17 protein-coding genes are annotated in these 21979 nt (G+C 58.1%); 11 read left to right on the top strand and 6 right to left on the bottom strand.

The features are described from left to right. Nucleotides 1-2: 2 nt before the first annotated feature. Both DWY05_RS09065 and DWY05_RS09060 read right to left on the bottom strand, forming a co-directional pair. The gene (locus tag DWY05_RS09065) at nucleotides 3-1016 is read right to left on the bottom strand and encodes a polyprenyl synthetase family protein (protein ID WP_117638175.1); all 1014 of its coding nucleotides are present in this window, start codon (nucleotides 1014-1016) and stop codon (nucleotides 3-5) included. A gap of 127 nt (nucleotides 1017-1143) precedes the next feature. Then, a complete protein-coding gene (locus tag DWY05_RS09060) occupies nucleotides 1144-3594 on the bottom strand; it encodes a PTS transporter subunit EIIC (protein WP_117821409.1) in 2451 nt (816 codons plus the stop codon). A 224-nt stretch (nucleotides 3595-3818) separates the two neighbouring features. On the opposite strand from DWY05_RS09060, the gene DWY05_RS09055 reads away from it, so the two are divergent. The 5 genes from DWY05_RS09055 (at nucleotide 3819) to DWY05_RS09035 (ending at nucleotide 9210) form a co-directional block, all read left to right on the top strand. Continuing rightward, complete coding sequence (locus tag DWY05_RS09055; RefSeq protein ID WP_117638177.1) at nucleotides 3819-4538, top strand: GntR family transcriptional regulator; 720 nt, start codon at nucleotides 3819-3821, stop codon at nucleotides 4536-4538. Nucleotides 4539-4844: 306 nt separating this feature from the next. Next, nucleotides 4845-6161, top strand: coding sequence for an ABC transporter substrate-binding protein (locus DWY05_RS09050; RefSeq protein WP_055252173.1), 1317 nt, complete (start codon nucleotides 4845-4847; stop codon nucleotides 6159-6161). Nucleotides 6162-6248: 87 nt separating this feature from the next. Beyond that, nucleotides 6249-7103, top strand: a complete 855-nt coding sequence (locus DWY05_RS09045; RefSeq protein WP_099432301.1) for a carbohydrate ABC transporter permease — start codon at nucleotides 6249-6251, stop codon at nucleotides 7101-7103. Continuing rightward, nucleotides 7103-7942 (top strand): carbohydrate ABC transporter permease, encoded by an 840-nt coding sequence (locus tag DWY05_RS09040; RefSeq protein ID WP_089573621.1) that lies wholly within the window; start codon nucleotides 7103-7105, stop codon nucleotides 7940-7942. The genes DWY05_RS09045 and DWY05_RS09040 overlap by 1 nt, the downstream gene beginning before the upstream one ends. A 68-nt stretch (nucleotides 7943-8010) precedes the next feature. After that, complete coding sequence (locus tag DWY05_RS09035; protein ID WP_117640835.1) at nucleotides 8011-9210, top strand: ABC transporter ATP-binding protein; 1200 nt, start codon at nucleotides 8011-8013, stop codon at nucleotides 9208-9210. A 456-nt stretch (nucleotides 9211-9666) separates the two neighbouring features. Here DWY05_RS09035 and glgP read toward each other — a convergent pair whose 3' ends face one another. From glgP to galE, 3 genes are all read right to left on the bottom strand, one after another. Beyond that, nucleotides 9667-11934, bottom strand: a complete 2268-nt coding sequence (gene glgP / locus DWY05_RS09030; RefSeq protein WP_117821408.1) for a glycogen/starch/alpha-glucan family phosphorylase — start codon at nucleotides 11932-11934, stop codon at nucleotides 9667-9669. Between the two features lie 128 nt (nucleotides 11935-12062). Beyond that, on the bottom strand, nucleotides 12063-13580 hold the full coding sequence (malQ, locus tag DWY05_RS09025) for a 4-alpha-glucanotransferase (RefSeq protein WP_233504068.1): 1518 nt from the start codon (nucleotides 13578-13580) through the stop codon (nucleotides 12063-12065). Between the two features lie 209 nt (nucleotides 13581-13789). Continuing rightward, nucleotides 13790-14851: a UDP-glucose 4-epimerase GalE gene (galE, locus tag DWY05_RS09020; protein WP_117735683.1), complete on the bottom strand. Its 1062-nt coding sequence runs from the start codon at nucleotides 14849-14851 to the stop codon at nucleotides 13790-13792. A 267-nt stretch (nucleotides 14852-15118) separates the two neighbouring features. Here galE and DWY05_RS09015 point away from each other — a divergent pair, with 267 nt between their 5' ends. Further along, entirely contained in the window at nucleotides 15119-16324 is a 1206-nt protein-coding gene (locus DWY05_RS09015; RefSeq protein WP_117821406.1) for a hypothetical protein, read from the top strand. Nucleotides 16325-16801: 477 nt separating this feature from the next. After that, nucleotides 16802-17167, top strand: a complete 366-nt coding sequence (locus DWY05_RS09010; protein ID WP_117837248.1) for a hypothetical protein — start codon at nucleotides 16802-16804, stop codon at nucleotides 17165-17167. A gap of 68 nt (nucleotides 17168-17235) precedes the next feature. Here the strand turns inward: DWY05_RS09010 and murB are convergent, their stop codons facing one another. Then, entirely contained in the window at nucleotides 17236-18198 is a 963-nt protein-coding gene (murB, locus tag DWY05_RS09005; protein WP_117821405.1) for a UDP-N-acetylmuramate dehydrogenase, read from the bottom strand. 183 nt (nucleotides 18199-18381) lie between these two features. On the opposite strand from murB, the gene DWY05_RS09000 reads away from it, so the two are divergent. The 4 genes from DWY05_RS09000 to DWY05_RS08985 all read left to right on the top strand — a co-directional run bounded on the left by DWY05_RS09000 (nucleotide 18382) and on the right by DWY05_RS08985 (nucleotide 21651). After that, on the top strand, nucleotides 18382-19410 hold the full coding sequence (locus DWY05_RS09000; RefSeq protein WP_006235873.1) for a LacI family DNA-binding transcriptional regulator: 1029 nt from the start codon (nucleotides 18382-18384) through the stop codon (nucleotides 19408-19410). A 248-nt stretch (nucleotides 19411-19658) separates the two neighbouring features. Further along, nucleotides 19659-20150: a hypothetical protein gene (locus DWY05_RS08995; RefSeq protein WP_117770536.1), complete on the top strand. Its 492-nt coding sequence runs from the start codon at nucleotides 19659-19661 to the stop codon at nucleotides 20148-20150. 35 nt (nucleotides 20151-20185) lie between these two features. Then, complete coding sequence (locus DWY05_RS08990; RefSeq protein ID WP_117770537.1) at nucleotides 20186-20953, top strand: GntR family transcriptional regulator; 768 nt, start codon at nucleotides 20186-20188, stop codon at nucleotides 20951-20953. Beyond that, nucleotides 20938-21651 carry a GntR family transcriptional regulator gene (locus DWY05_RS08985; protein ID WP_006235877.1) on the top strand — a complete coding sequence of 238 codons (714 nt, stop codon included), beginning with the start codon at nucleotides 20938-20940 and terminating at the stop codon, nucleotides 21649-21651. Before DWY05_RS08990 ends, DWY05_RS08985 begins: the two co-directional genes overlap by 16 nt. Nucleotides 21652-21979: the final 328 nt, after the last annotated feature.

Genomic DNA, 21979 nt, shown 5'->3' with positions numbered 1-21979 from the left:
CGCTAGTTAAGACGCTCCACAAAGAAATCTGCCATTGAGAGGAAGAGCTCGCGCGCATGCGGGTCGAGCTCGACGCCTTCGATAGCGGCCTTGGCCTTAGCGGTCAGGTCGAGCGCATAGGTGTGGGCGTAATCGATGGAGCCGGTCTCCTGGAAGATCTCCACGGCGCGTGCGAGCTGCGCGGGGTCCTCGGTGCCCGAGGAAAGGATTGCCTCGATCTCGTCGTGATAGCGCTCGTCTGACAGGGCATGCACGGCAACGAGGGTGCGCTTGCCCTCGGTGATATCGGTGCGGAAGTCCTTGTTGGCGGCCTCCTTGGTGCCGATCAAGTTGAGCAGGTCGTCTTGAATCTGGAAGGCAAGGCCCGTGTGCAGCCCAAAGGCGCGCAGTGCCTCAATCTGCTCTTCGCTGCCGCCGCCGATAATGGCTCCGGCGGCAAGCGGCGTCGCTCCGCTGTAGTACGCGGTCTTGTGCGTCGCCATGTCCAGATAATCGTCGACCGAAATGTCAAAGCGCTCGTCGCGGACCCAGCCCAGGTCGAGCGCTTGGCCCTCGATGGTACGGACGATCATCTCGGTAAGCTCGTGGAGCACGTGAAGCTTCACGTCTGCGTTGAGTGTGGGGTCGTCGAGAACCGTCTTGGTGACCATGGTGAGCGCCAGGTCACCGCAGTTGATGGCAAGACCGGTGCCCTCGGTAAGGTGCATGCAGGGCTTGCCGCGACGAATCTGCCCGTTGTCGGCGATGTCGTCGTGGATGAGTGCGCCCGACTGAAAGTGCTCGATGGCCGCCGCTGCGCTGCGGGCGCTCTCAAAGCTGCCGCCTACCGCAGTGGCGGCGAGCATGCAGATGAGCGGGCGGTGGCGCTTGCCAGCGTTTGCCGTAAATGCCGAGAGCGGGGTATACAGGTAGCGCTCGATATCGGCGGAAGTCGCCTGTCCGTCAAAGAACGTGGCCAGATAGTCGTTAATCTGGTCAAAGTGCTGGGCTAAAAAGCTGGTAAACGGACTGGACACGGGTTCTCGCATTCTTTGATAGGTTGCATCGTTGCATTATGCAGACAACATATTGCCACATTAGGGCGTCGAGCGCGGCGGTTGAAGACGATTGGTCCATGCGGCCGCAAGTGCGGTAGGGGCTTGGCTAGATAAGCCCAAAGTGTTCGAGCGCGGTGACGACGCCGTCGTGGTCGATGCTGTCGGTGACATAGTCGGCCTTTTCCTTGAGGAAGTCCGGTGCGTTGCCCATGGCGATGCCAACGTCGACGGCGTTCATCAGCGAGATGTCATTGCTGGCATCACCGATGCCATACACCGTTCCATGGTTGGGGTCGAGAGCGTCGAGTACGGACTGGATACCCTCGCGCTTGGTACATTCGCGAGGCGAAATCTCGGTCACTTCGAGCTCGAGCTCGTTAAAGCAGAGCAGCGGCTCAAACGTTTGATCCTGAGCGATGCGGTTGGCAAGCGACGTGGACATTAAGATCTTGTAGGCGCTGTAATGTTGCAGCTGCGTAATTGCATCGCCCACGGTGCGGGCATATCCGGGGGCGTCGGGCGCATCGGCACTCATGCGAACGACGCCATTGAGTCCCTCAAAACGAATCACTTCGTCCGATTGCTCAAGAATGGGAGCAAGGCGCTGCAGCATGCCGGGCGTCATCGCCAAATCGCGAATCACGTGTCCCTCAAGTTCGACATAGCCACCCGCGAGGCAGACGATGCCGGTCCAGGGCAGCTCGAGCAGCTTTGGATGGATGCAGCTCAGCGTGCGCCCTGTGCAGATAAACGCCATATTGCCCTTGGCGACAAAATCACGGATGGCTTGCGAGACCGCTTCATTGGGATAGGGGGAGAGGTCTCGCTCGCTCTCGGGAAGCTCTTGTGCCACTCGAGGGTCTTGCCAGGCGAGTGTTCCGTCGATATCGAAGAAGCAGATATCGCCGCGCTTATGGGCTGCGCTGGCGGCAGGGGAGGCCGAGGTGGTGGACACAAATCCCGGCTCGAGGCCCATGATCTGGTCAAAATGCTCTTTAACGCGGGGAACGGAGATGCCAATAATCACCTGGGCGGTCTTGCCCGTAATGATGAGGCCCTTGGCGCCCACCGCGACAAACGACGCATTATCTGCAACGATGGAAGGGTCTGCGACCTCGACGCGCAGGCGCGTGGCGCAGTTGGTTGCGCCCACGATATTGCCAACGCCACCTAAAAGCTGAATTACCCGCTCAGCGAGGACGTGATCTTGATCGGATTGAATACTGACCTCGCCATTGGGAGATTGCTCTTTGGCAAAGCCGCTTCCCGTTAAACGATCGATTGCCGCGCGATTGGAGACATGATCCTCGCGGCCCGGCGTCTTAAGGTCATAGACCAAGATGAGTGCTCGAAAACTAACAAAAAAGATGAGGCTAAAGGCAAGACCGATACCGAGCGCCAAAAGGTAGGAGCCGGCATGCATTCGCATGAGTGGGATGAAGTTGAAGGCCGTCATTTCCATGAGACCGCCCGAGAAGATGCCGACGATGCCAAAGAAGTTCATGGTCATGGCAAGGCAGGAGGACAGGACGGCGTAGAGCAAAAAGAGTCCGGGATAGGTGAACATAAAGAGAAACTCGAGCGGCTCGGTGACGCCGCAGACCACCGAGGCGACGATGGCGGGCAAAAGGATGACCTTAAGGCCGGCGCGGCGTTCGGGTTTGGCGGTGAAATAGAATGCTGCCGCGATGGCGGGAAGGCCAAAGAGCTTGCCCCAGCCGGTGGCGGTAAAACCTGCCCAGGGCGCAAGTTCATTTAAAGGGCGCGTGCTATGGGAGAGAATGGGGAGCAGGTTGGTCCACGTGGCGTAAATACCGTCGTGAATGACCAGATTGTCGTAATAGATGGGCATATAGAGCAGATGGTGCAGCCCCATGGGCTCGAGCGCTCGCTCCAAAAACACAAAGATGCCCACGCCGAAGGGGCCGACGCCCGCAAGTGCGTGGCGCAGCGTTTCGGTCACAGCGTATGCGAAGGGCACGATGGCGGCCGAGATGGCGGCAAGGGCAAACACGGCAAAAAAGCTGATGAGGTAGACGAGCGAGGAACCCGAGAACGTGCCGAGCCAATCGGGAACCTTGGCATCGTAGAAGCGGTCATGGATGGCAACGACGGTTGCCGACACCGCCAGCGGGCCGATAATGCCGGTGTCGAGCGTCTTGATGCCGTCGATGACGGTGATACCGCTGGCGGGGGTCAAAGATGATGGGTACTTAAGCCCAAGGTTGTCTCCGCTCAGCTTAATGATCTCGCTCAAAAAGAAACAGTAGGCAAAATAGGCCACGAGTGCCTCGAGGCAGCAGCGCGCCGGTTGCTTTTGGGCAAGACCGATAGGCAGCGCTACGGCAAAAAGGAGCGGGAGACGTTTAAAGACCGTCCACGAGCCGCGCTGGATGATGGTCCAGAAAACGTACCAAGGGGTTCCGTATACGGCGAGGTCACCGACGATGTCTACGGTCGTGGCGAGGGCGGAGATGCCGACCATGAGGCCTGATATAGAAAACAGCATGGCGGGCGCGAACATGGCTCCGCCAAAACGTTGGATTTTCTGCAGCATAATATGCCTTCCGGATGCAACATGCTGTGCGAGCAAGAACGTTTAAACAATGAACTCATTGTAGAGGACTGGCTGCTTGCCGCATTGACGGTTTTGATTCGGTCCGATTTGGGTTTCGGGGGAACCGTCGACGGTAAATAATCCGTACTTTACCGATAATCGGTTTAAACAACTTTAAGAAATGCTATCGTGCCTAGCCATACATATTCATTAGAGGTGAAGTCATGCCAAAAGCGATTTACGAAGGAATCTACCGCGAGATCCGTTCGCGCATCATCAACGGGACCTATGCGTTTCAGGAGATGCTGCCAACCGAAGCCGAGCTGACCGCGGAGTTTGGCTGCACGCGCAATACCGTTCGACGCGCCTTGAGCATGCTGGCCGACCAGATGTTTGTGCAGCCTATACACGGCAAGGGCGTGCGCGTTATTTGGCTTAAGGGCGAAACCGATATGCTGGGCGCACTCGAAGAGGTTGAGTCGTTTGGCGAGTTCGCAAAACGCAACAATGCCGTCGCATCGACCGAGGTCAAGTCTTTTGAACATTTGATTTGCACTGAGCAACTCTCTCGTCGCCTGGGCTTTAAGGTGGGCGAGGAGCTGATTCGCGTCGTGCGTGTCCGAAGCCTCAACGGCAGCGCGCGCCAAGTGGACCACGGCTACTTTTTGGCGTCGATCGCCAAGGGCCTGACCCCCGAGATCGCGGCGGATTCTATCTACGGCTATCTGGAGCACAAGCGCGGCATCAAAGTGATGGCGAGCCGCCGTACGGTGAGTGTCGAACTCGCCAACGATGAGGACTGCAGCTACTTGGACCTTGGCAAGTACAACTGTGTCGCCGTCATGGAGAGCCAGTCGTACACTTCGGACGGCATCTTGTTCGAGGTCACGCATGCCCGCACGCATCCCGAGATCTTCCACTACCGCGTCAACTCCAAGCGATAGCCGGCTAGCTCGCAGCCTGACGAGACTCATGCCCTCAAAGCGAAAACGCCCGGTCAAACCGACGATGCATCGGCTTGATCGGGCGTTTTCTCTGCATTCGATAATAAATAATTGTTTATACAAAACTTGTCAAGTATCAAGTTGAAATTACCGTTCACCGAAGTTTTTCTACCGCTCTAGTAATACTTGTTCAAACAACTAGCCAAATAGCGTATTGTACAAGTCAGCAAAAGGGGCAAAGTCCCCGAGCCAATCTCCGAAGGCGGCGGCAAAGGGTGCCGCCACGGTGTGAAAGGGTGGATTGTAATGAAGAACGAAATGAGCAGAAGGCAGTTCCTGGGCTTTGCTGGTTCCGCGGCTGCGGTTCTTGGTCTGGGCCTCGTGGGCTGCGGTGGTTCTGCCGGCTCTGGCTCCTCTGCTTCTGGTGACGCTGCCGAGGTCTACTTCCTCCAGTTCAAGCCCGAGGTCGACAAGGAGTGGAAGGAGATCGCCAAGGCGTACAAGAAGGAGAAGGGCGTCGAGGTCAAGATCGTGACCGCCGCCTCCAACACCTACGAGGAGAAGCTCAAGTCCGAGATGTCCAAGAGCTCCGCTCCGACGCTGTTCCAGGTCAACGGCCCCACCGGCCTTAAGAACTGGAAGGACTACTGCGCCGATCTTTCCGACACCAAGCTCCGCGGCGAGCTCATCGACGACTCCCTGGCGCTGCAGTCCGACGGCAAGGATCTGGGTATCGACTGGGTTCAGGAGAGCTACGGCATCATCTACAACAAGGAGCTCCTCGAGAAGGCCGGCTACAAGGCCGAGGACATCAACTCCTTCGACAAGCTGAAGGCTTGCGCCGATGACATCCAGGCCCGCAAGGACGAGCTCGGCGTTGACGGTGCCTTCACTTCCGCCGGCATGGATGACTCCTCCAGCTGGCGCTACACCACCCACCTCGCCAACCTCCCGCTCTACTACGAGTTCGAGAAGGAGCACAACCAGGAGGACGACGAGATCAAGGGCGAGTATCTCGACAACTTTAAGCAGATCTTCGACCTGTATATCACCGACTCCACCTGCGATCCTTCGCAGCTCGCCTCCAAGACCGGTGACGACGCCACCAACGAGTTCGCAACCGGCAAGGCCGTCTTCTACCAGAACGGCTCTTGGGCCTACGCCGACCTCACCAAGGCCGGTATGACCGACGACCAGCTCGGCATGCTGCCGATCTACATCGGCGTCGACGGCGAGGAGAACCAGGGCCTGTGCTCCGGCGGCGAGAACTACTGGTGCGTCAGCTCCCAGGCTTCCGAGGACGCCCAGAAGGCCACCGAGGACTTCATGTATTGGTGCGTCACTTCTGACACCGCCACCAGCATCATCGCTGACAAGATGGGCCTGACCGCCCCGTTCAAGAGCGCTAAGGAGACCACCAACGTCTTCTCTCAGCAGGCCGTTGCTATGGCCAAGGACGGCAAGAAGACCGTCGCTTGGGACTTCGTTTACATCCCCTCCGAGGAGTGGAAGAAGAACCTCAAGCAGGCTCTCATCGCTTATGCTGCCGACAACACCAAGTGGGACGGCGTCAAGAACGCCTTCGTCGATGGCTGGAAGACCGAGAAGGCTGCTTCCGAGTAAGCAGTTGCTGCCCAAGCTATCTGATTAGCGACAGGGGGCGGGCAGACGTAGGTTTGCCCGCCCCCTGCATATTGAAAGGACCCTTCTATGGGCAAAGCACTCAAGCGCTGGTGGCCGCTCTTTATGCTGCCCACGTGCCTGGCGTTTATGATCGGGTTCGTGATTCCCTTTATCCAGGGTTTCTATCTCTCGTTCTGCCAGTTTATTACCATCAATAACGCGCACTTTGTCGGTATCGAGAACTACGTGCGCGCACTGACCGACCCGCAGTTCTCCACGTCGTTCTTCTTTACCGTGGCGTTTGCCTTCCTGTCGACAGTGCTCATCAACGTGATCGCGCTGGCCATTGCGCAGGCGCTCACTCGCAAGGCGCTCAAGGGCACCAACATCTTCCGTACGATTTTCTTTATGCCTAACCTGATTGGCGGCATTGTACTGGGTTACATTTGGCAGATTCTGATCAACTGCCTGCTCTCCAACGTGGGTGCCCAGCTTATCGCCCTCAACTCCGCCGCTGGCTTCTGGGGCCTTATCATCCTGACCCTGTGGCAACAGGTCGGCTACATGATGATCATCTACATCGCCGGTCTGCAGTCCATTCCGTCTGATTACATCGAGGCCGCCAAGGTCGACGGCGCTACGGCATGGCAGACGTTTTGGAAGGTTAAGATCCCCAACCTGATGCCGACCATCACCATCTGCCTGTTCCTGTCCATCACCAACGGCTTTAAGCTGTTCGACCAGAACCTCGCCCTTACCGGTGGTGCCCCGGCGCACTCCACCGAGATGCTCGCCCTGAACATCTACAACACGTTCTATTCGCGTGCTGGCATCGCATGGCAGGGCATCGGTCAGGCCAAGGCAGTTATCTTCTGCATCCTGGTTGTCGCTATTTCTATGATCCAGCTTAAGGCCACGAGGTCCAAGGAGGTGCAGCAGTAATGAAACGCGATAAGGCTATTAACCGCGCGCTCTCGATCTTCTTTACGATTCTGTCGCTCGCGTGGATCTACCCTGTGTTCATGATTGCGCTCAATTCCTTTAAGAAGGGGACCGCAATCAGCACCACCACGGCGTTCGATCTGCTCACGCCCGAGACGTTCAACGGCCTCGCAAACTACGTGCATGCTCTTAACGAGCAGGGCTTTGCCTCGGCGTTTATGTACTCGCTCATCATCACAGTCACGTCGGTCGTGCTGATTCTGGTGTGCTGCTCCATGTGCGCTTGGTACGTGGTTCGTGTCAACAACAAGATCTCGAACTTCTTCTATTACCTGTTCGTGTTCTCGATGGTCGTACCGTTCCAGATGCTGATGTTCACGCTGTCCAATTTGGCGGACCGCATCGGCTTTAATACGCCGTTCAACATCTGCTTTATCTATCTGGGCTTTGGCGCGGGCCTGGCGGTCTTTATGTTCGCCGGCTTTGTAAAGAACATCCCGCTCGAGATCGAGGAGGCGGCCATGATTGACGGCTGCAACCCGGTTCAGGTGTTCTTTAAGATCGTTCTCCCCATCATGAAGCCCACCTATCTTTCGGTCGGCATCCTCGAGACCATGTGGGTCTGGAACGACTACCTGCTGCCCTACCTTACGCTCGACTCCACCAAGTACAAGACCATTCCTATTTTGATCCAGTACTTCCGCGGCGGCTATGGCCACGTCGAGCTCGGCCCCATGATGGCCTGCATCATGATGGTCGTTGTCCCCATCGTCATCATGTACATCTTCTGCCAGAAGTACATCATCGACGGTGTGGTGGCAGGTGCCGTCAAGGGCTGATGCCGTAACTGTTTTGCAAGTTTTGGCGGCGCCCCTCAGCGCGGCGCCGCGTATCGAAAGGTAGAGACATGGCCGAGATCGTTCTCAAACATGTTCAGAAGGTGTATCCCAACAACGAGTCAAAAAAGAAGGGCTTCTTTGGCAAAAAGAAGAAGACCGAGGAGAAGAAGCACAACCTCAAGGTTACCGAGGACGGTGTGCTCGCTGTAGAGGACTTCAACCTCACCGTTCACGACCAGGAGTTCATCGTCCTCGTTGGCCCCTCTGGCTGCGGTAAGTCCACGACGATGCGCATGGTCGCCGGCCTAGAGGACATCACCTCCGGCGACGTGCTCATCGACGGCAAGCGCGTCAACGACGTGGCGCCCAAGGACCGCGACATCGCCATGGTGTTCCAGAGCTACGCTCTGTACCCCAATATGACGGTGTACGAGAACATGGCATTTACGCTCGAGCTCAAGAAGGTCCCCAAGGACGAGATCGACCGCAAGGTTCGCTCTGCTGCCGAGATCCTGGGCATTACCGAGTATCTCGACCGTAAGCCTAAGGCGCTTTCGGGTGGCCAGCGCCAGCGTGTCGCCATCGGCCGCGCCATCGTGCGTGACCCCAAGGTCTTCCTGATGGACGAGCCCTTGTCCAACCTGGATGCCAAGCTGCGTAACCAGATGCGCGCCGAGCTCATTAAGCTGCGTCACGAGATCAAGGGCACCTTCATCTACGTTACCCACGACCAGACCGAGGCTATGACCCTCGGCGATCGCATCGTGGTCATGAAGGACGGCGTCGTCCAGCAGATCGCCACCCCGCAGGAGGTCTTCAACCATCCCGCGAACATCTTCGTCGCCGGCTTCATCGGCGTGCCGCAGATGAACTTCTTCGATGCCCAGCTGGTGCGCTCGGGCAACGGCTTTACCGTCAAGACCGAGGATATGAACGTGGCGCTCGCCCCCGAGACCTGCGCTCAGCTTGCCCTCAACTGGGACGGCGGCGACGTGAAGGAGATTACGGCCGGCGTGCGTCCCGAGCAGATTCTGCTTGCCGACAAGGGCGAGGAGGGTGCGCTCCAGGGCACCGTCGAGGTGACCGAGCTCATGGGCTCGACCGAGCATGTCCACGTGACTGCTCCCGACGGCCAGTTTGTCCTGATCATTCCCGTCGTCGACCTCGAGGCCAAGGGCGCGCTCAAGGCGGGCGACCCCATCTGGTTCAAGTTTGAGAAGAACGCGACCCACCTCTTCGATAAGGTCTCTGGCAAGAACCTTATCTAGGCCCGGTGCAACCAGGCCCTTCCTTTGGGCGACTGCGGTATTGCCATCCTTTTGCCGCGGTCACATATAAGGCTCCCCTCCCGTCCACTGGGCGAGAGGGGAGCCTTTCTTTGTGTTGGGACTGTCTGACCGGTCGTTTGTCTCGATCTGTAACGGATAGGGCCGATTTCGGACGTTAGATGTTACAGATCGAGACAGTTCCGCTGAGCTAACCATTTCATCTAAATCTGTAACACCAAAGGCGAATTTCACCTGCTAGATGTTACAGATTGAGATAAACCCAAGGGGAGGGGCCGGTATGTCTCAATCTGTAACAGCTGGGACCGTTTTGGTTGAGTAGTTGTTATGGATCGAGATTGTTTGGCCGAGTCGGATCACAGGGTAACGTGCGGGCACAAAAAACGGAGCCGCGTTGCCGTGGCTCCGTTTTCAAGAGGATGGGTAAGGGAAGCGAAATTAGTTCAGGTGCCAGATCTCGTCGTTGTACTGGGAGATGGTGCGGTCGGACGAGAAGGTGCCAGCGTTGGCGATATTGATGAGCGCCTTGCGCATCCAGGCGTCCTGGTCCTCGTAGTCGGCCAGTACGCGCTCCTTGGTCTGGATGTACTCCTCAATGTCGAGCAGGGCCATAAACCAGTCCTTGCCCTTAATGTCGTCGTGCAGGCGCTGCAGGCGCTCGGCGTTGCCGGTCGCCATAAAGGCGGGGTTGGTGATAAAGTCCACCAGCAGCTTGATACCGGGCTTGCGGTAGAGTGCGCTGGCGTTATAGCTGCCGTCGGCGTAGAGCTGCTCGACCTGTTTGGACGAGGCACCAAAGGTATAGATGTTCTCGTCGCCCACGAGCTCGGCAATCTCCACGTTGGCGCCGTCGAGCGTGCACAGGGTTAGGGCGCCGTTGAGCATGAACTTCATGTTGGAGGTGCCGCTCGCCTCCTTGGAGGCCAGGCTGATCTGCTCGGAGATGTCGGCGGCGGGGATCACGCGCTCGGCGGCGGTGACGTTGTAGTTCTCGATCATGACAACCTGCAGGTAGGGAGCCACGTCGGGGTCGTTTGCAATCCACTGCGACAGCGTCAGGATCAGATGGATGATGTCCTGCGCGATAGTGTAGGCAGGGGCCGCCTTGCCGCCAAAGATGATGGTGACGGGGTGCTTAGGCTTATTGCCGTTCTTGATGTCGAGATACTTCCAGATTATGTAGAGCGCGAGCATCTGCTGGCGCTTGTACTCGTGGATACGCTTGACCTGAACATCGATGATGGCGTTGGAGGGAATGGTCACGCCTTGCTCGAGCGCCATGAACTGGCGCATGATGGCCTTGGCCTCGGTCTTGGTGGCGGCCAGGCGCTCAAGAACATTCTTGTCGTCGGCGAACTTGGCGAGTTTGCTCAGATCGCCGGTGCTGCGCCAATCGCTGCCGATCACATCGTCGAGCAGGCTGGCGAGCGCGGGGTTGGCCCCATGGATCCAGCGGCGAAAGGTGATGCCGTTGGTCTTGTTGGAGAACTTCTCGGGATAGATCTCGTAGAACGGATGAAGCTCGGTGTCCTCCAGAATCTTGGTGTGGAGGGCGGCTACACCGTTGATGGAGAAGCCAAAGTGGATGTCCATGTGGGCCATGTGGACGGTGTCGTGCTCGTCAATGATGGCGACGCGCGGGTCATCGTGCTCGGCTTTCGCGATCTCATCGAGCTTGACGATAATGTCGGCGATGGCAGGGGAGACCTTCTGCAGGCTGACGAGCGGCCACTTCTCGAGCGCCTCGGCAAGAATCGTGTGGTTAGTGTAGGCGACCATGGAGCGTACGATGGTCACGGCCTCGTCAAACTCGATGCCATGCTCGGTGGTGAGCAAGCGAATGAGCTCGGGGATGACCATGGTGGGGTGCGTGTCGTTAATTTGGACCACGGCGTAGTCGGCCAGATCGTGCAGGTTGCTGCCGCGCTCGATGGCCTCGTCGATCAGGAGCTGGGCGGCGTTGCTCACCATGAAGTATTCCTGGTAGATGCGAAGCAGGCGGCCCTGCTCGTCGGAATCGTCGGGGTAGAGGAACAAGGTGAGGTTCTTGGCGATCTCTGTCTTGTCGAAGTCGATGGAGCTGCCGGGGACCAGGCCGTCGTCGACGCTCGCCAGGTCGAACAGGCGCAGACGGTTTTTGGTGGGCTGGCCGTAACCGGGCACGTCGATGTTGACGAGCTTGGAGGTAACGGCAAAATCGCCGAACTCGACGGTGTAGGAGCGGTCGTCGTCGACTAGGATGTCCTGCTCACCGAGCCACTCGTCGGGGACGGCCTTCTGCTGGTTGTCGACAAAGCGCTGACGGAACAGGCCGTAGTGATAGTTGAGGCCCACGCCATCGCCGGTCAAGCCCAGCGTGGCGATGGAATCCAGGAAGCACGCGGCCAGGCGGCCCAGGCCGCCGTTGCCGAGCGACGGCTCGACCTCGAACTCCTCGATCTTGTTGAGGTCGTGGCCTGCGGCGGTGAGCTGGTCCTTAACCTCGTCGTAGATGCCGAGGTCGATCATGTTGTTGATGAGCAGCTTGCCGATCAAAAATTCGGCGGAAATGTAATAGAGCTTTTTCTTGCCGTTGTTGAGCGGGCAGGCGGCGGAGCGCTCCTGCACGAGTTTGACCAGCAGCTTGTAAATGCGACGGTCGTCGAGCTGCTCGAGCGAGGTGCCAAAAGACTGCTCGGCGAGTTCCATGAGGTTTATTTGGGGCATGTTTCCTCCTGTAATGGGTTGATTACATGTCTGCAATTCATAAGAATCCCGCGCGAGGGGATTGGGGTGGCCTCGCGCGGGTAAGCAAGCGCGTCCGCACGGTGGGGAGGGGTCGGGCGCGGTAGCTCCTATTGAGGAAGCTCGATTTCAGCTTCCGACGGGATGCGGAAGTAGGTTTCGGTCCAGTCGGTGAGTTTGTGCTCGAGCTCGCGGGTGATGGCGCCATCGAGCATGCGCCAAGTCCAGTTGCCGCCCAGCGTGGCAGGGGTGTTGATGCGCGCCTCATTGCCCAAGTTGAGCAGGTCCTGCATGGTGTAGATGCACGTGTCGCTTACGCTGGCGGCGATGGTGCGATTGAGTGCATCTGCCATGGGTTCGCCGGCCTGCTGATGGGCGTACAGGGCTGCCTGCTCGCGCTGACGTGGGGTGGCCGTTCCCTCAAACCAACCACGCGCCGTTTCGTTGTCGTGGGTGCCCACGTAGGCGACGGTGTTGGCAATGTAGTTGTGCGGCAGGTAGTACGAGTTGGTGCCCTCAAAGGCAAACTGCAGGATCTTCATGCCAGGGAAGCCCAAGTTGTCGCGCATGTCGATGACACCGGGAGTGAGGAAGCCCAAGTCCTCGGCGATGATGGGCAGCGTGCCGAGCTTTTCCTCGAGCGCTTTGAAGAGCTTGAGGCCGGGACCCTGCGTCCACGAACCGTGGGACGAATCGGGCGAGGAGAACGGCACCTCCCAATAGGCCTCGAAGCCGCGGAAGTGATCCAGGCGGATGACGTCGTACATGTCGAGGGCAGCGCGAATGCGGCCCTCCCACCAGGAGAAGCCGCACGCCTCCATGGCGTCCCAGTCGTAGATGGGGTTGCCCCAGTACTGGCCGGTGGCCGAGAACTGGTCGGGCGGCGTGCCGGCGACGCTCACGGGATTGCCGGCGGCGTCGATCTTAAAGAGCTCAGGTGTCGCCCACATCTCGACGGAGTCGCGCGAGACATAAATGGGCAGGTCGCCGATGATGAGAATGTCGCGCTCGTTGGCATAGGCCTTGAGGCGGCTCCACTGGCGATCGAAGAAGTACTGCGTCATCTGGTGGTAGAGCATGCGCGCCGGATGGTCGGCGCAGACCTTGGCGGAAGACTCGCCGCGGGTGCGGAGCTCCGCGGGCCACTCCCAAAACGCCTTGAGACCGCACTCCTCTTTGACGGTCATGAACTCACAGTAGGGGATGAGCCAGTCCTCGTTGGCCTGGATAAAGTCATCGAAATCGGCCGGCTTATCGGCGGCAAAGCGCTCGGCGGCGCGGTCGAGAATCTGACGGCGGCCGCCAAAGATAGCACCGTAGTCGACATTGCTGGGGTCGGATCCCAGATACGCGCCATCGATATCGCGCTGCTCAAGATACCCTGCCTCGATAAGCTCGGCAAAGTCGATGAAGTTGGGGTTGCCCGCACGGGCCGAGAACGACTGATAGGGCGAATCGCCATAGCTGGTCGTCGTAAGGGGCAGAATCTGCCAGTAATGTTGTTTGCACGAGGCGAGAAAATCGACGAAGTCGTAGGCATTCCAGCCAAAGCCGCCGATTCCGTATGGTCCGGGCAGAGATGAGACGGGCATGAGGACGCCGCTTGCACGCTCCATGAATGCGCTCACCAACCTTCTTGTTGTGGGGTCGGCCTGCCAATGGGTGTGCAGTCCGCCTCCGGTGTTCTGATTCGATATGCCTATTGTAAAACATGTTGTTTAAACATGTATAGGCAAGATAAAAAAGTTGGTCGATTTTCGGCGAATGGCTATATGCCATGAAAAAAGCCCCGACCTCACAACGTGAAATCGGGGCAAGAGCGGTATGTAGGTTTTTGCTACTCGGCGTCGGCGAAGCCGTTGGGGTTGTGGCTCTGCCAGTTCCAGCTATCGCGGCACATGTCCGCGATGTCGTACTGGGCCTTCCAGCCCATCATGCGCTCGGCCTTGGAGGCATCGCACCAGTTGGCGGCGATGTCGCCGGCGCGGCGCTCGCGGATCACGTAGGGTAGCTCCTTGCCACAAGCCTTGGAGAAGGCGGCGACGACCTCGAGTACCGAGGTGCCGGTGCCGGTGCCCAGGTTAAAGATCTCGACGCCGGTCTTGCCGTTCATCCAGTTAAGGGCGGCAACGTGACCAGAGGCCAGATCGCACACGTGGATGTAGTCGCGCACGCCGGTGCCGTCGGGGGTGGGGTAGTCGTTGCCGAAGACCTGAACGGCCTCGAGCTTGCCCACGGCGACCTGGGCGACATAGGGCACCAGGTTGTTGGGGATGCCCTTGGGGTCCTCGCCGATCAGGCCCGACGGATGAGCGCCGATGGGGTTGAAGTAACGGAGCAGCACGACGTCCCACTCGGGGTCGGCGGTGTGGACGTCCATAAGGATCTGCTCGATCATCCACTTAGTCCAACCATAGGGGTTGGTCGCGGGCTTCTTAGGATCCTCCTCGGTGACGGGCGGGTTGTCCGGGTCGCCGTAGACGGTCGAGGAGCTCGAGAAGATGATGGACTTGCAGCCATGGTTGCGCATGACGTCGATGAGCACCAGGGTGTTCTCGATGTTGTTGTGGTAGTACTCGACGGGCTTGCTCACCGACTCGCCGACGGCCTTAAAGCCGGCAAAGTGGATGACGCGGTCAATCTGATGGGTATCGAAGATCTTGTTTATCGCATCGCGGTCGAGCACGTTGGCCTCGTAGAAGGTGAGGTTCTTGGCGGCCTCGTCGCCCACGATGGTCTTGACGCGGTCGACGGCGACGGCGCTGGAGTTGGAGAGATCATCGACGATGACGACCTGGTAGCCACCCTCTAGCAGCTGAACGACGGTGTGCGAGCCGATAAAGCCGGCGCCACCGGTAACGAGGACGCAGGTGTCTTTGGGGTCGAGTGCTTTGGACATGTAGTCTCCTATCGAATCAGGAACACTTCTTCAGGGGAGTATAGCGCAGACAGTTGTTCCAAAAAACGTACGCGGCGGGAAAATCAGAGGATTATGTTAACGTACTCATACAAGAGCTTGCGTACGCATAACCTGATCTTTGGCATTTGCTTACGAGCCGTCGACCTTGCAGTTTCCTGCCGTTCGTGGAAATCGTTGGGACGCGCCATATGTACGCTAATATGTATGAGTTGAGCGACATATAAATAAGCATGTAACGGAGTACATATGTCACCAAACAGCGATCCCATCCTTTCCCAGGAGCTCTCGCGCCGCACTGTCCTCAAGGCCCTGTTCGGCGCCGCTTCTGCGGCAGTTCTTTTTGGCTTGCCCACTCGCGCCCATGCGGCGGAGGCTTCCAAAGAAACCACCGATAAACTGAATGCCGCCCAGGCCCAGCTCGACGAGGTTCAGGCCCAGCTCGACAGCATCGCAAATGAATACGCGGCGCTGGCCAGCAAGAATGCCCAGACCCTCAACGATATCGAGGGCGTACAGGGCCAGATCGACGACACGCAGGCGCAGATTGACGAGAAGAAGGCCGAGCTCAAAAAGAAACGCGGCGATCTTTCCGATCGCGTTGCCGCCAGCTACAAGTCCGGCGGCACGAACATCCTGTCGCTGCTGCTGGCCTCAGGCTCGTTTGAGGAACTCGTCGCCAACGCGCATTACGTTGAGAAGATTAACAAGAGCGACCGCGATGCCATCGAGGATATCCAGACGATTCAGGCTGAGCTCGACGCACAGAAGACCGAGCTCGAAGCACAAAAGGCCGACTTGGAGAAGCTCAAGGACCAGCAGACGGCTCAGATGCAGGATATGCAGGCCAAGCAGCAAGAAGTCCAGACCGTGCTGAACGGTCTTTCCGACGACGTCAAGGAGCTCATGGCTCAGCGCGATTCCGAGATCCTCGCTGCCGCCCAGGCCGAGGAGGCTGCCAGGAAGGCCGCCGCCGCTGCCGCCGCCGCGAACAAGAACAATTCCTACTCGGGCGGTTCGAGCTCGGGTGGCGGATCGTATGCTCCCGGAACTCCGCAGCAGAATGCCGGATCGGGCAAGCAGCAGGCCGTCGTCAACGCGTGCTACTCCACGCCTTCGCCGGGTCAGAACTGGTGCGCGGCGTGGGTTACCAATGTCTTCCGCAATGCCGGCGTGGGCTATTTTGGCGGCAACGCGTGTGACATGTTCAACGCCTGGTGCTATAGCTCCGACCGCTCGGCGCTGCAGGTGGGCATGATCGTGGCCGATTCCTCGCATAGCGGCACGGGTGCTCCGGGCCTTATTTACGGTCATGTGGGTATCTACGTTGGCGGCGGCATCGTTATGAGCAACGAGGGTGCCATTACATCGAAGTCGCTCGATTCGTTTATTAGCTTCTATGGCACTGGCTCTGGCGTGCGTTGGGGCTGGCTTGGCGGTATCGCGCTGTCGTAACGGCGGTTTGAAGTAAGTTGGTCCGTGGCTGCCCGGAAGGCATTAGGTTGCCTGCTCGGACAGTCCTGCTCGCACGGAGAGCACATTAAGCGCTCTCCGGCTCGTGCGGAACTCGCGATCAACCTAATGCCTTCCGGGCAGCCACGGACCTCTCGGATCCAATGCGTCACACACCGGACTGGTTGTCTGAATAAATATGGCGAAGGCCCCTTTCGGGGCCTTTTTTAAATGAATTTATCGACTCCGTGGACTTCGGTTTTGGTATTTGGAACCGATGGTTCACCAAAAAGAAAAATGAAATATAACCTAGCTGCAATAATCGCCTTGTTGCGAACTCGAACTGATCATGTAGATTTAAAATAGCCGCAATTTACAATTGTCGAGCGGTGCGTTGGGTTGGAGCTGCTGCGGGTCCTATATGGATTGCGGTCTTGCGCCCCGATGTCCAAATAGGTCTCTCTAGACGGGAAGTTGCTCATGGACACCATATATGACGGAGACGACTGGGTCGATCATTATAGTTGGCGACTAGTCGGCTCGGATGACAATGGGGATGTGGTGTTTGATGGACTATGTCCAAAGCATCTCCATCCTTTTGTTTCGTCGTTAATTGAGAGTTCCGCTCGTGTTGCCCCCTATAGCTCGGCGTCGCTTCATGATACGGACGTTTTGAAGACCATAAGGGAATCAATTGACGAGGGCACGATGAGCAGCCCGCTGTTTTCTCAGCTTGTGGGGCTAGATGAGATTGGCTCGAAACGACTGCTTGCGGGCGAAAAAGTGGAACCCACTTATCGGTCGATGATTTCAATCCTGCGGCTAGCCGATGTTCTTCGCAAATAAATGATAACGGGACAAGTGAGCTAGATCACTTGTCCCGTTATTAATTAAAGTGGATCGCGGTGGGCAGGCTATAAAAATTCGCCGACTCGGTGGACTTCGGGTTCTAGGTCTACGTTGAATTGGTCTTTGACGGTTGTTTGGATGTGGCGGATGAGTTCGTCGACGTCGGCGGCGGTGGCGTGGTCGGCGTTGACGATGAAGCCGCAGTGTTTCTCGCTTACCTGGGCGCCGCCGACAGCGTGACCGCGCAGGCCGGCGTCCATGATGAGCTTACCGGCAAAGTAGCCCTCGGGGCGCTTGAAGGTGGAGCCGGCGCTCGGCATGTCGAGTGGTTGCTTGTCCTCGCGGCGTTGGCGGTAGTCGTCCATGTCGGCCTTGATCATCGCGGCGTTGCCCGGGGCGAGGTTAAAGGTGGCAGAGAGCACGATAAAGCCGTCGTCGGCGATGCGGCTCTTGCGATAGCCCAGGTTAAGCTCGTCGACATCGAACTCAATGATATTACCGCTGCCGCGGGTGCCGTCGTCGAGCACGCGGGCGGGCTTATAGACGCGCACGGACTCCAAAACATCGGCCATACAGGCGCCGTAGGCACCGGCGTTCATATAGCAGGCACCGCCGACCGAGCCGGGGATGCCCGAGATGGGCTCCATGCCGGTGAGACCGGCCTCGGCGGCAGCCGCGGCGACATCGGAAAGCAGGGCGCCGGCTGCTGCCGTAACATGCGTGCCGTCGATGGTGATGTTAGAGAGGCCTTCGCCCAGTGCCACGACGACACCGCGGATGCCCTTGTCACCGACGAGCAGGTCGGAGCCGTTGCCCACGATGGTGAGCGGCAGATCGCAGCGGTAGCAGGTATCGAGCGTGGCGACGAGGCCCTGCTCGGTATCGGGCGTGACAAAGACGTCGGCCGGGCCGCCGATCTTAAACGTGGTGTGCTCGCGCATGGGCTCGCTCATCAGTACGTTGTCCTCGCCGGCAACGCCAGCAAGCGCGCACAGCAGGTCCTCGTTAAAAAAGTCGTTCTCGTGCATACGAATATCCGCCTTTTGGTGGTCGTTGTCATCAATCGATTGCAATATACCCCACCCGGACGGATTTGGTGCGCTGGCGGCGATAAAACAGCCGTCTACCGGATTGGTAAAGTGTTTATCACCGAGGTAGAGGGGTAGTCGCTATACTTTCAAGAGATTGCGCGTAAACCCGGAAGGAGCGAGATGGCCAACAAAGTCACCCTCAAGCAGATCGCCCAGGAGGTGGGGCTTTCCCCCTCGTCGGTCTCGCTTGTGCTCAATAATCGGCCCTGTCGCATCTCGGAAGAAAACCGCAAGCTCATCAAAGAGGTCGCGGCGCGCAACCACTATGTTCCCAACCAGATCGCGCGCAGCCTGGTCATGCGCGAGTCGCGCACCCTGGGCCTTATCGTCCCTAACATCGAGAGCCGCTTTTTTGCCTCGCTCGCCGGTAGCCTGGAAAAGCGCTGCCGCGAGGACGGCTATGCGCTCTTCATTACCAGCTCGGGCGGAAGCGCCGATGACGATCTGGAGCTGCTGCGCCAGCTGGTGACGCGCGGCGTTGATGGCGTCTTCCTGGTCGTAGGCGACGAGTTCTCCGACGACCGCGCCCTGCGCGAAGAAGTCAGCCATCTGCCTATCCCTGCCGTGATGGTCGACCGTGCCATTGAGGGGCTCGAGTGCGACAAGGTGATGTTCGACCACGAGATGGGTGGCTACATGGCCACTCGCTATCTGATCGAGCAGGGCCACCGTCGCATTGCCTGCTTGGTTAACGCGCGCCGTTCCAATACGGGGCGTAAGCGACTTGCCGGCTATGAGCGCGCGCTGCGCGAGGTTGGCCTGCCTATCGACGCACGTTTGGAGTTTGAGAGCGAGTACTACATTCCGAGTGCCTATGAGGCCTCGGAGGCGGTGCTCGCAACTGATGCCACCGCTGTGTTCGCAAGTTCGGATAACATCGCCCTCGGTCTGCTCAAGCGCTTGCACGAGATGGGGAAGAGCATCCCGGGCGATATCTCGGTGGTGAGCTATGACAACTCGGCGGCCGACGTTCTCTTTGAGCCGGCGCTGACCGCGATTGAGCAGGATCCTGGTGTCCTTGCGGAGCATGCTTTTGGCTGCATGTCCAAGCGTCTTGCCGGTAGGGGCGGCAGGCGTGCCGAAGAGGTCGTCCTGGAGCCGGCGCTTATCGTTAAGGGCAGCGTGCTCGAGCTTACCGAATGTAGCTAAGCGTACTTGTTTGTTTGCATAGATTGCATGCGGAGTGTCCGCTATTTGCCGGCGGGGCCGGGGTGCCTGCCTTGTTTTGAAAAGTGGGCTTCGCGAACTTCTCAAAACAAGGCAGGCACCCCGGCCCTCGTCCGTAAACTCTTCCGCTGGGCGAGCCATAGACGCCGCGTACCGATACGGTAAAGTGGCGGCTTGAAATTGGTGCTATATTCAGCTTGAGTTGTTTAATGCTAGTACGGGAGGGTGATATGGGGCTGTTCAAGAAGAAAAACCCGCAGGATGCCTTTGATCCCGATGTGTTTACCATCACGGATACGATTTTGGACCCACCGCGGTTTACGTTTTTGCCGGCTATCTACCAGGATGCCACGCGCCGCAAGTGGGCCGTGCATCAGCGCGGCGGCGAGCCGAAGATTTTTGACTATGCGGATGTGCTGCAGTGCGAGATTGCCGAGACCGGAAATCCCGAGGATGTGCCGGAGCTCAGCAAACGCGAACTGGCTCAGCAGATTTTGATTAATCCAGCTCAGGCTACCAAAAACAACGCTGCCAAGCGTAATATGTGCCTTGGTATGGGTGTCATCGTTGTCGTGCAAACCGGCAAGGATGAGATTTCGAAGCTTGAGATTCCGGTGACCGCGGGCGAAGTCAAGCGAGACTCCGGCCTATATCGGTCGTATCGGAACGTTGCGGAGCAGATCAAAGAAGCCTTCGACGCCATGAGGCGTCCGGAGCAATGATTCCTGCAGCATCAAGCAGTTGAGGAGTCTTGCCCATGTCGAGTGAACCATATGCGATTCCGCCCAAAGACCGCGCCTTTGAGGGCATTCTTTGGTATATCAAACATTATGACCTGCAGAGTGGCGACCGGCTGCCCGCCGAGCGTGTGCTCTGTGAAGAGCTGGGCGTGTCGCGCACGGCGTTGCGTGCTGCGATCACGCGCCTTATTTCGTGCGGAACTTTGGAAAGCCGCCGCGGTTCGGGCACCTATGTGTGTCCTCCCAAACCGCTGAACATCTTTCAGGAAACATGGAACTATACGCAGGCGGTGGAGAGGGTTGGCTCAAAGTCGACCGCGCGCCTGGTTTGGTCCAAGGTCGTGTATGCCGATATCGATCTTGCCCAAAAAGCCCAGATCGACCTGGGCATGCCGCTCTTCTGCATTCGGCGCGTGCGTGTGGTCAACGGTTCCCCGGCATCGATCGAGACGGCTTACGTCAATCTGTCTTTGTGCCCCTCGCTTCCCGATCACGATTTTGAGCAGGAAAGCCTCTACGACGTTTTGCTCAAGGAGGGGAATGTCCATGTGACGCACGGCAAGGAGCATATTTCCATCAGCCGTCTGAACGCCGACGAGGCCAAGTTGCTGAATGCTCAGGAGGGCACGCCGGTGTTTTACAAGGCTTCGCACGAGCGCGACGAGACCGATGGCTTTGTCGAGTATTGCAAGTCCGTGATTCTGCCGACCAAGTATCGTTTTGCCGATAACGGCGAGGCAGACGGCGTTGCGACGAAGGTGGGTGTCGAATGGCTGATGCAGTAGAAGACTTGCCGGTTTACAAACAAATTCGCCGCTGCATTGCGGAGCGAATCGAGCGCGGCGACTACCCGACGGGCTCGATGATTCCGTCCGAAAACGAGCTGGCCGAGGAGTTTGGCACGACACGCCTGACAATCCGAAGCGCCATGGACGAGCTGGTCAAAAGTGGCCAGATTCGTCGCGTGCAGGGCAAAGGCGCCTTTGTGGGACACAAGTGGTTTGACGAGCACGAACGCAAGGGCGGCTTCCGCCAGTCGGTTCTGGCATCGGGCGCGACGCCGTCGGTGCGCATCCTGGCGCGCTCCAAACGCTACGCCGGCCCGTATTATGCCGACTTGTTTGGCATCGCCGAGGACGATCTGCTTTACTCGGTGCGCCGCCTCAACTGCATCGATGGTGAGCCCGTATCGATCGAGATGACACTGATTCCGTGCCTGCTGTTTCCGGGCATCGAAGACGTGGACATTTCGGTCTTCAGCCTGTTCGAGACCTACGATATGTTGGGACGCAAGCCAGATCAGTCGGTAGAGAAACTCGATATCGAGGCGCTGGGCGCACGCGATGCGAGTTTGCTCAATCTTGAGCCGGGCGATCTGGCGCTCGTGCTGGAAGGCCTGACCTATGACTCGAGTGGGCAGGCAATCGAGCATGCCAAGTCTTTTACCCGCGGCGACGCCGGCGGATATACCTACAACTATTAGCGTCTAGAGCGTCCCTGCGCATGGCGGGGGCGCTCGTTTTTACGGATATATGTCGCTTGACCGATGAGCGGCAAAAACTGACCGTCTACCGAGAGGGGAGGATGAAATCATAAAATCGGTATTAAAAACGGCTAACCTGTAATCGTTCACTGGTATTAAGAACCTTTGAATTGTTGAGCTTGGGGCCAAGATGTCCACAAGGTTAAGCGGTGCGACGGGGCGGCAAGCCCGTTCATTCCGTGCGACAATTCAAACTGCTCGTGAAAGGAGCGGGAATGAAGGAGACCGAGAAGATCGAGATCATGCACTTCGACCAGGAGGGCTACCT

It is taken from the genome of Collinsella sp. AF23-4AC (assembly GCF_003462685.1).
Taxonomy (GTDB): domain Bacteria; phylum Actinomycetota; class Coriobacteriia; order Coriobacteriales; family Coriobacteriaceae; genus Collinsella.
Note: the sequence above shows the minus strand (reverse complement) of the source record. Positions and strands in the feature narration are given on the sequence as shown.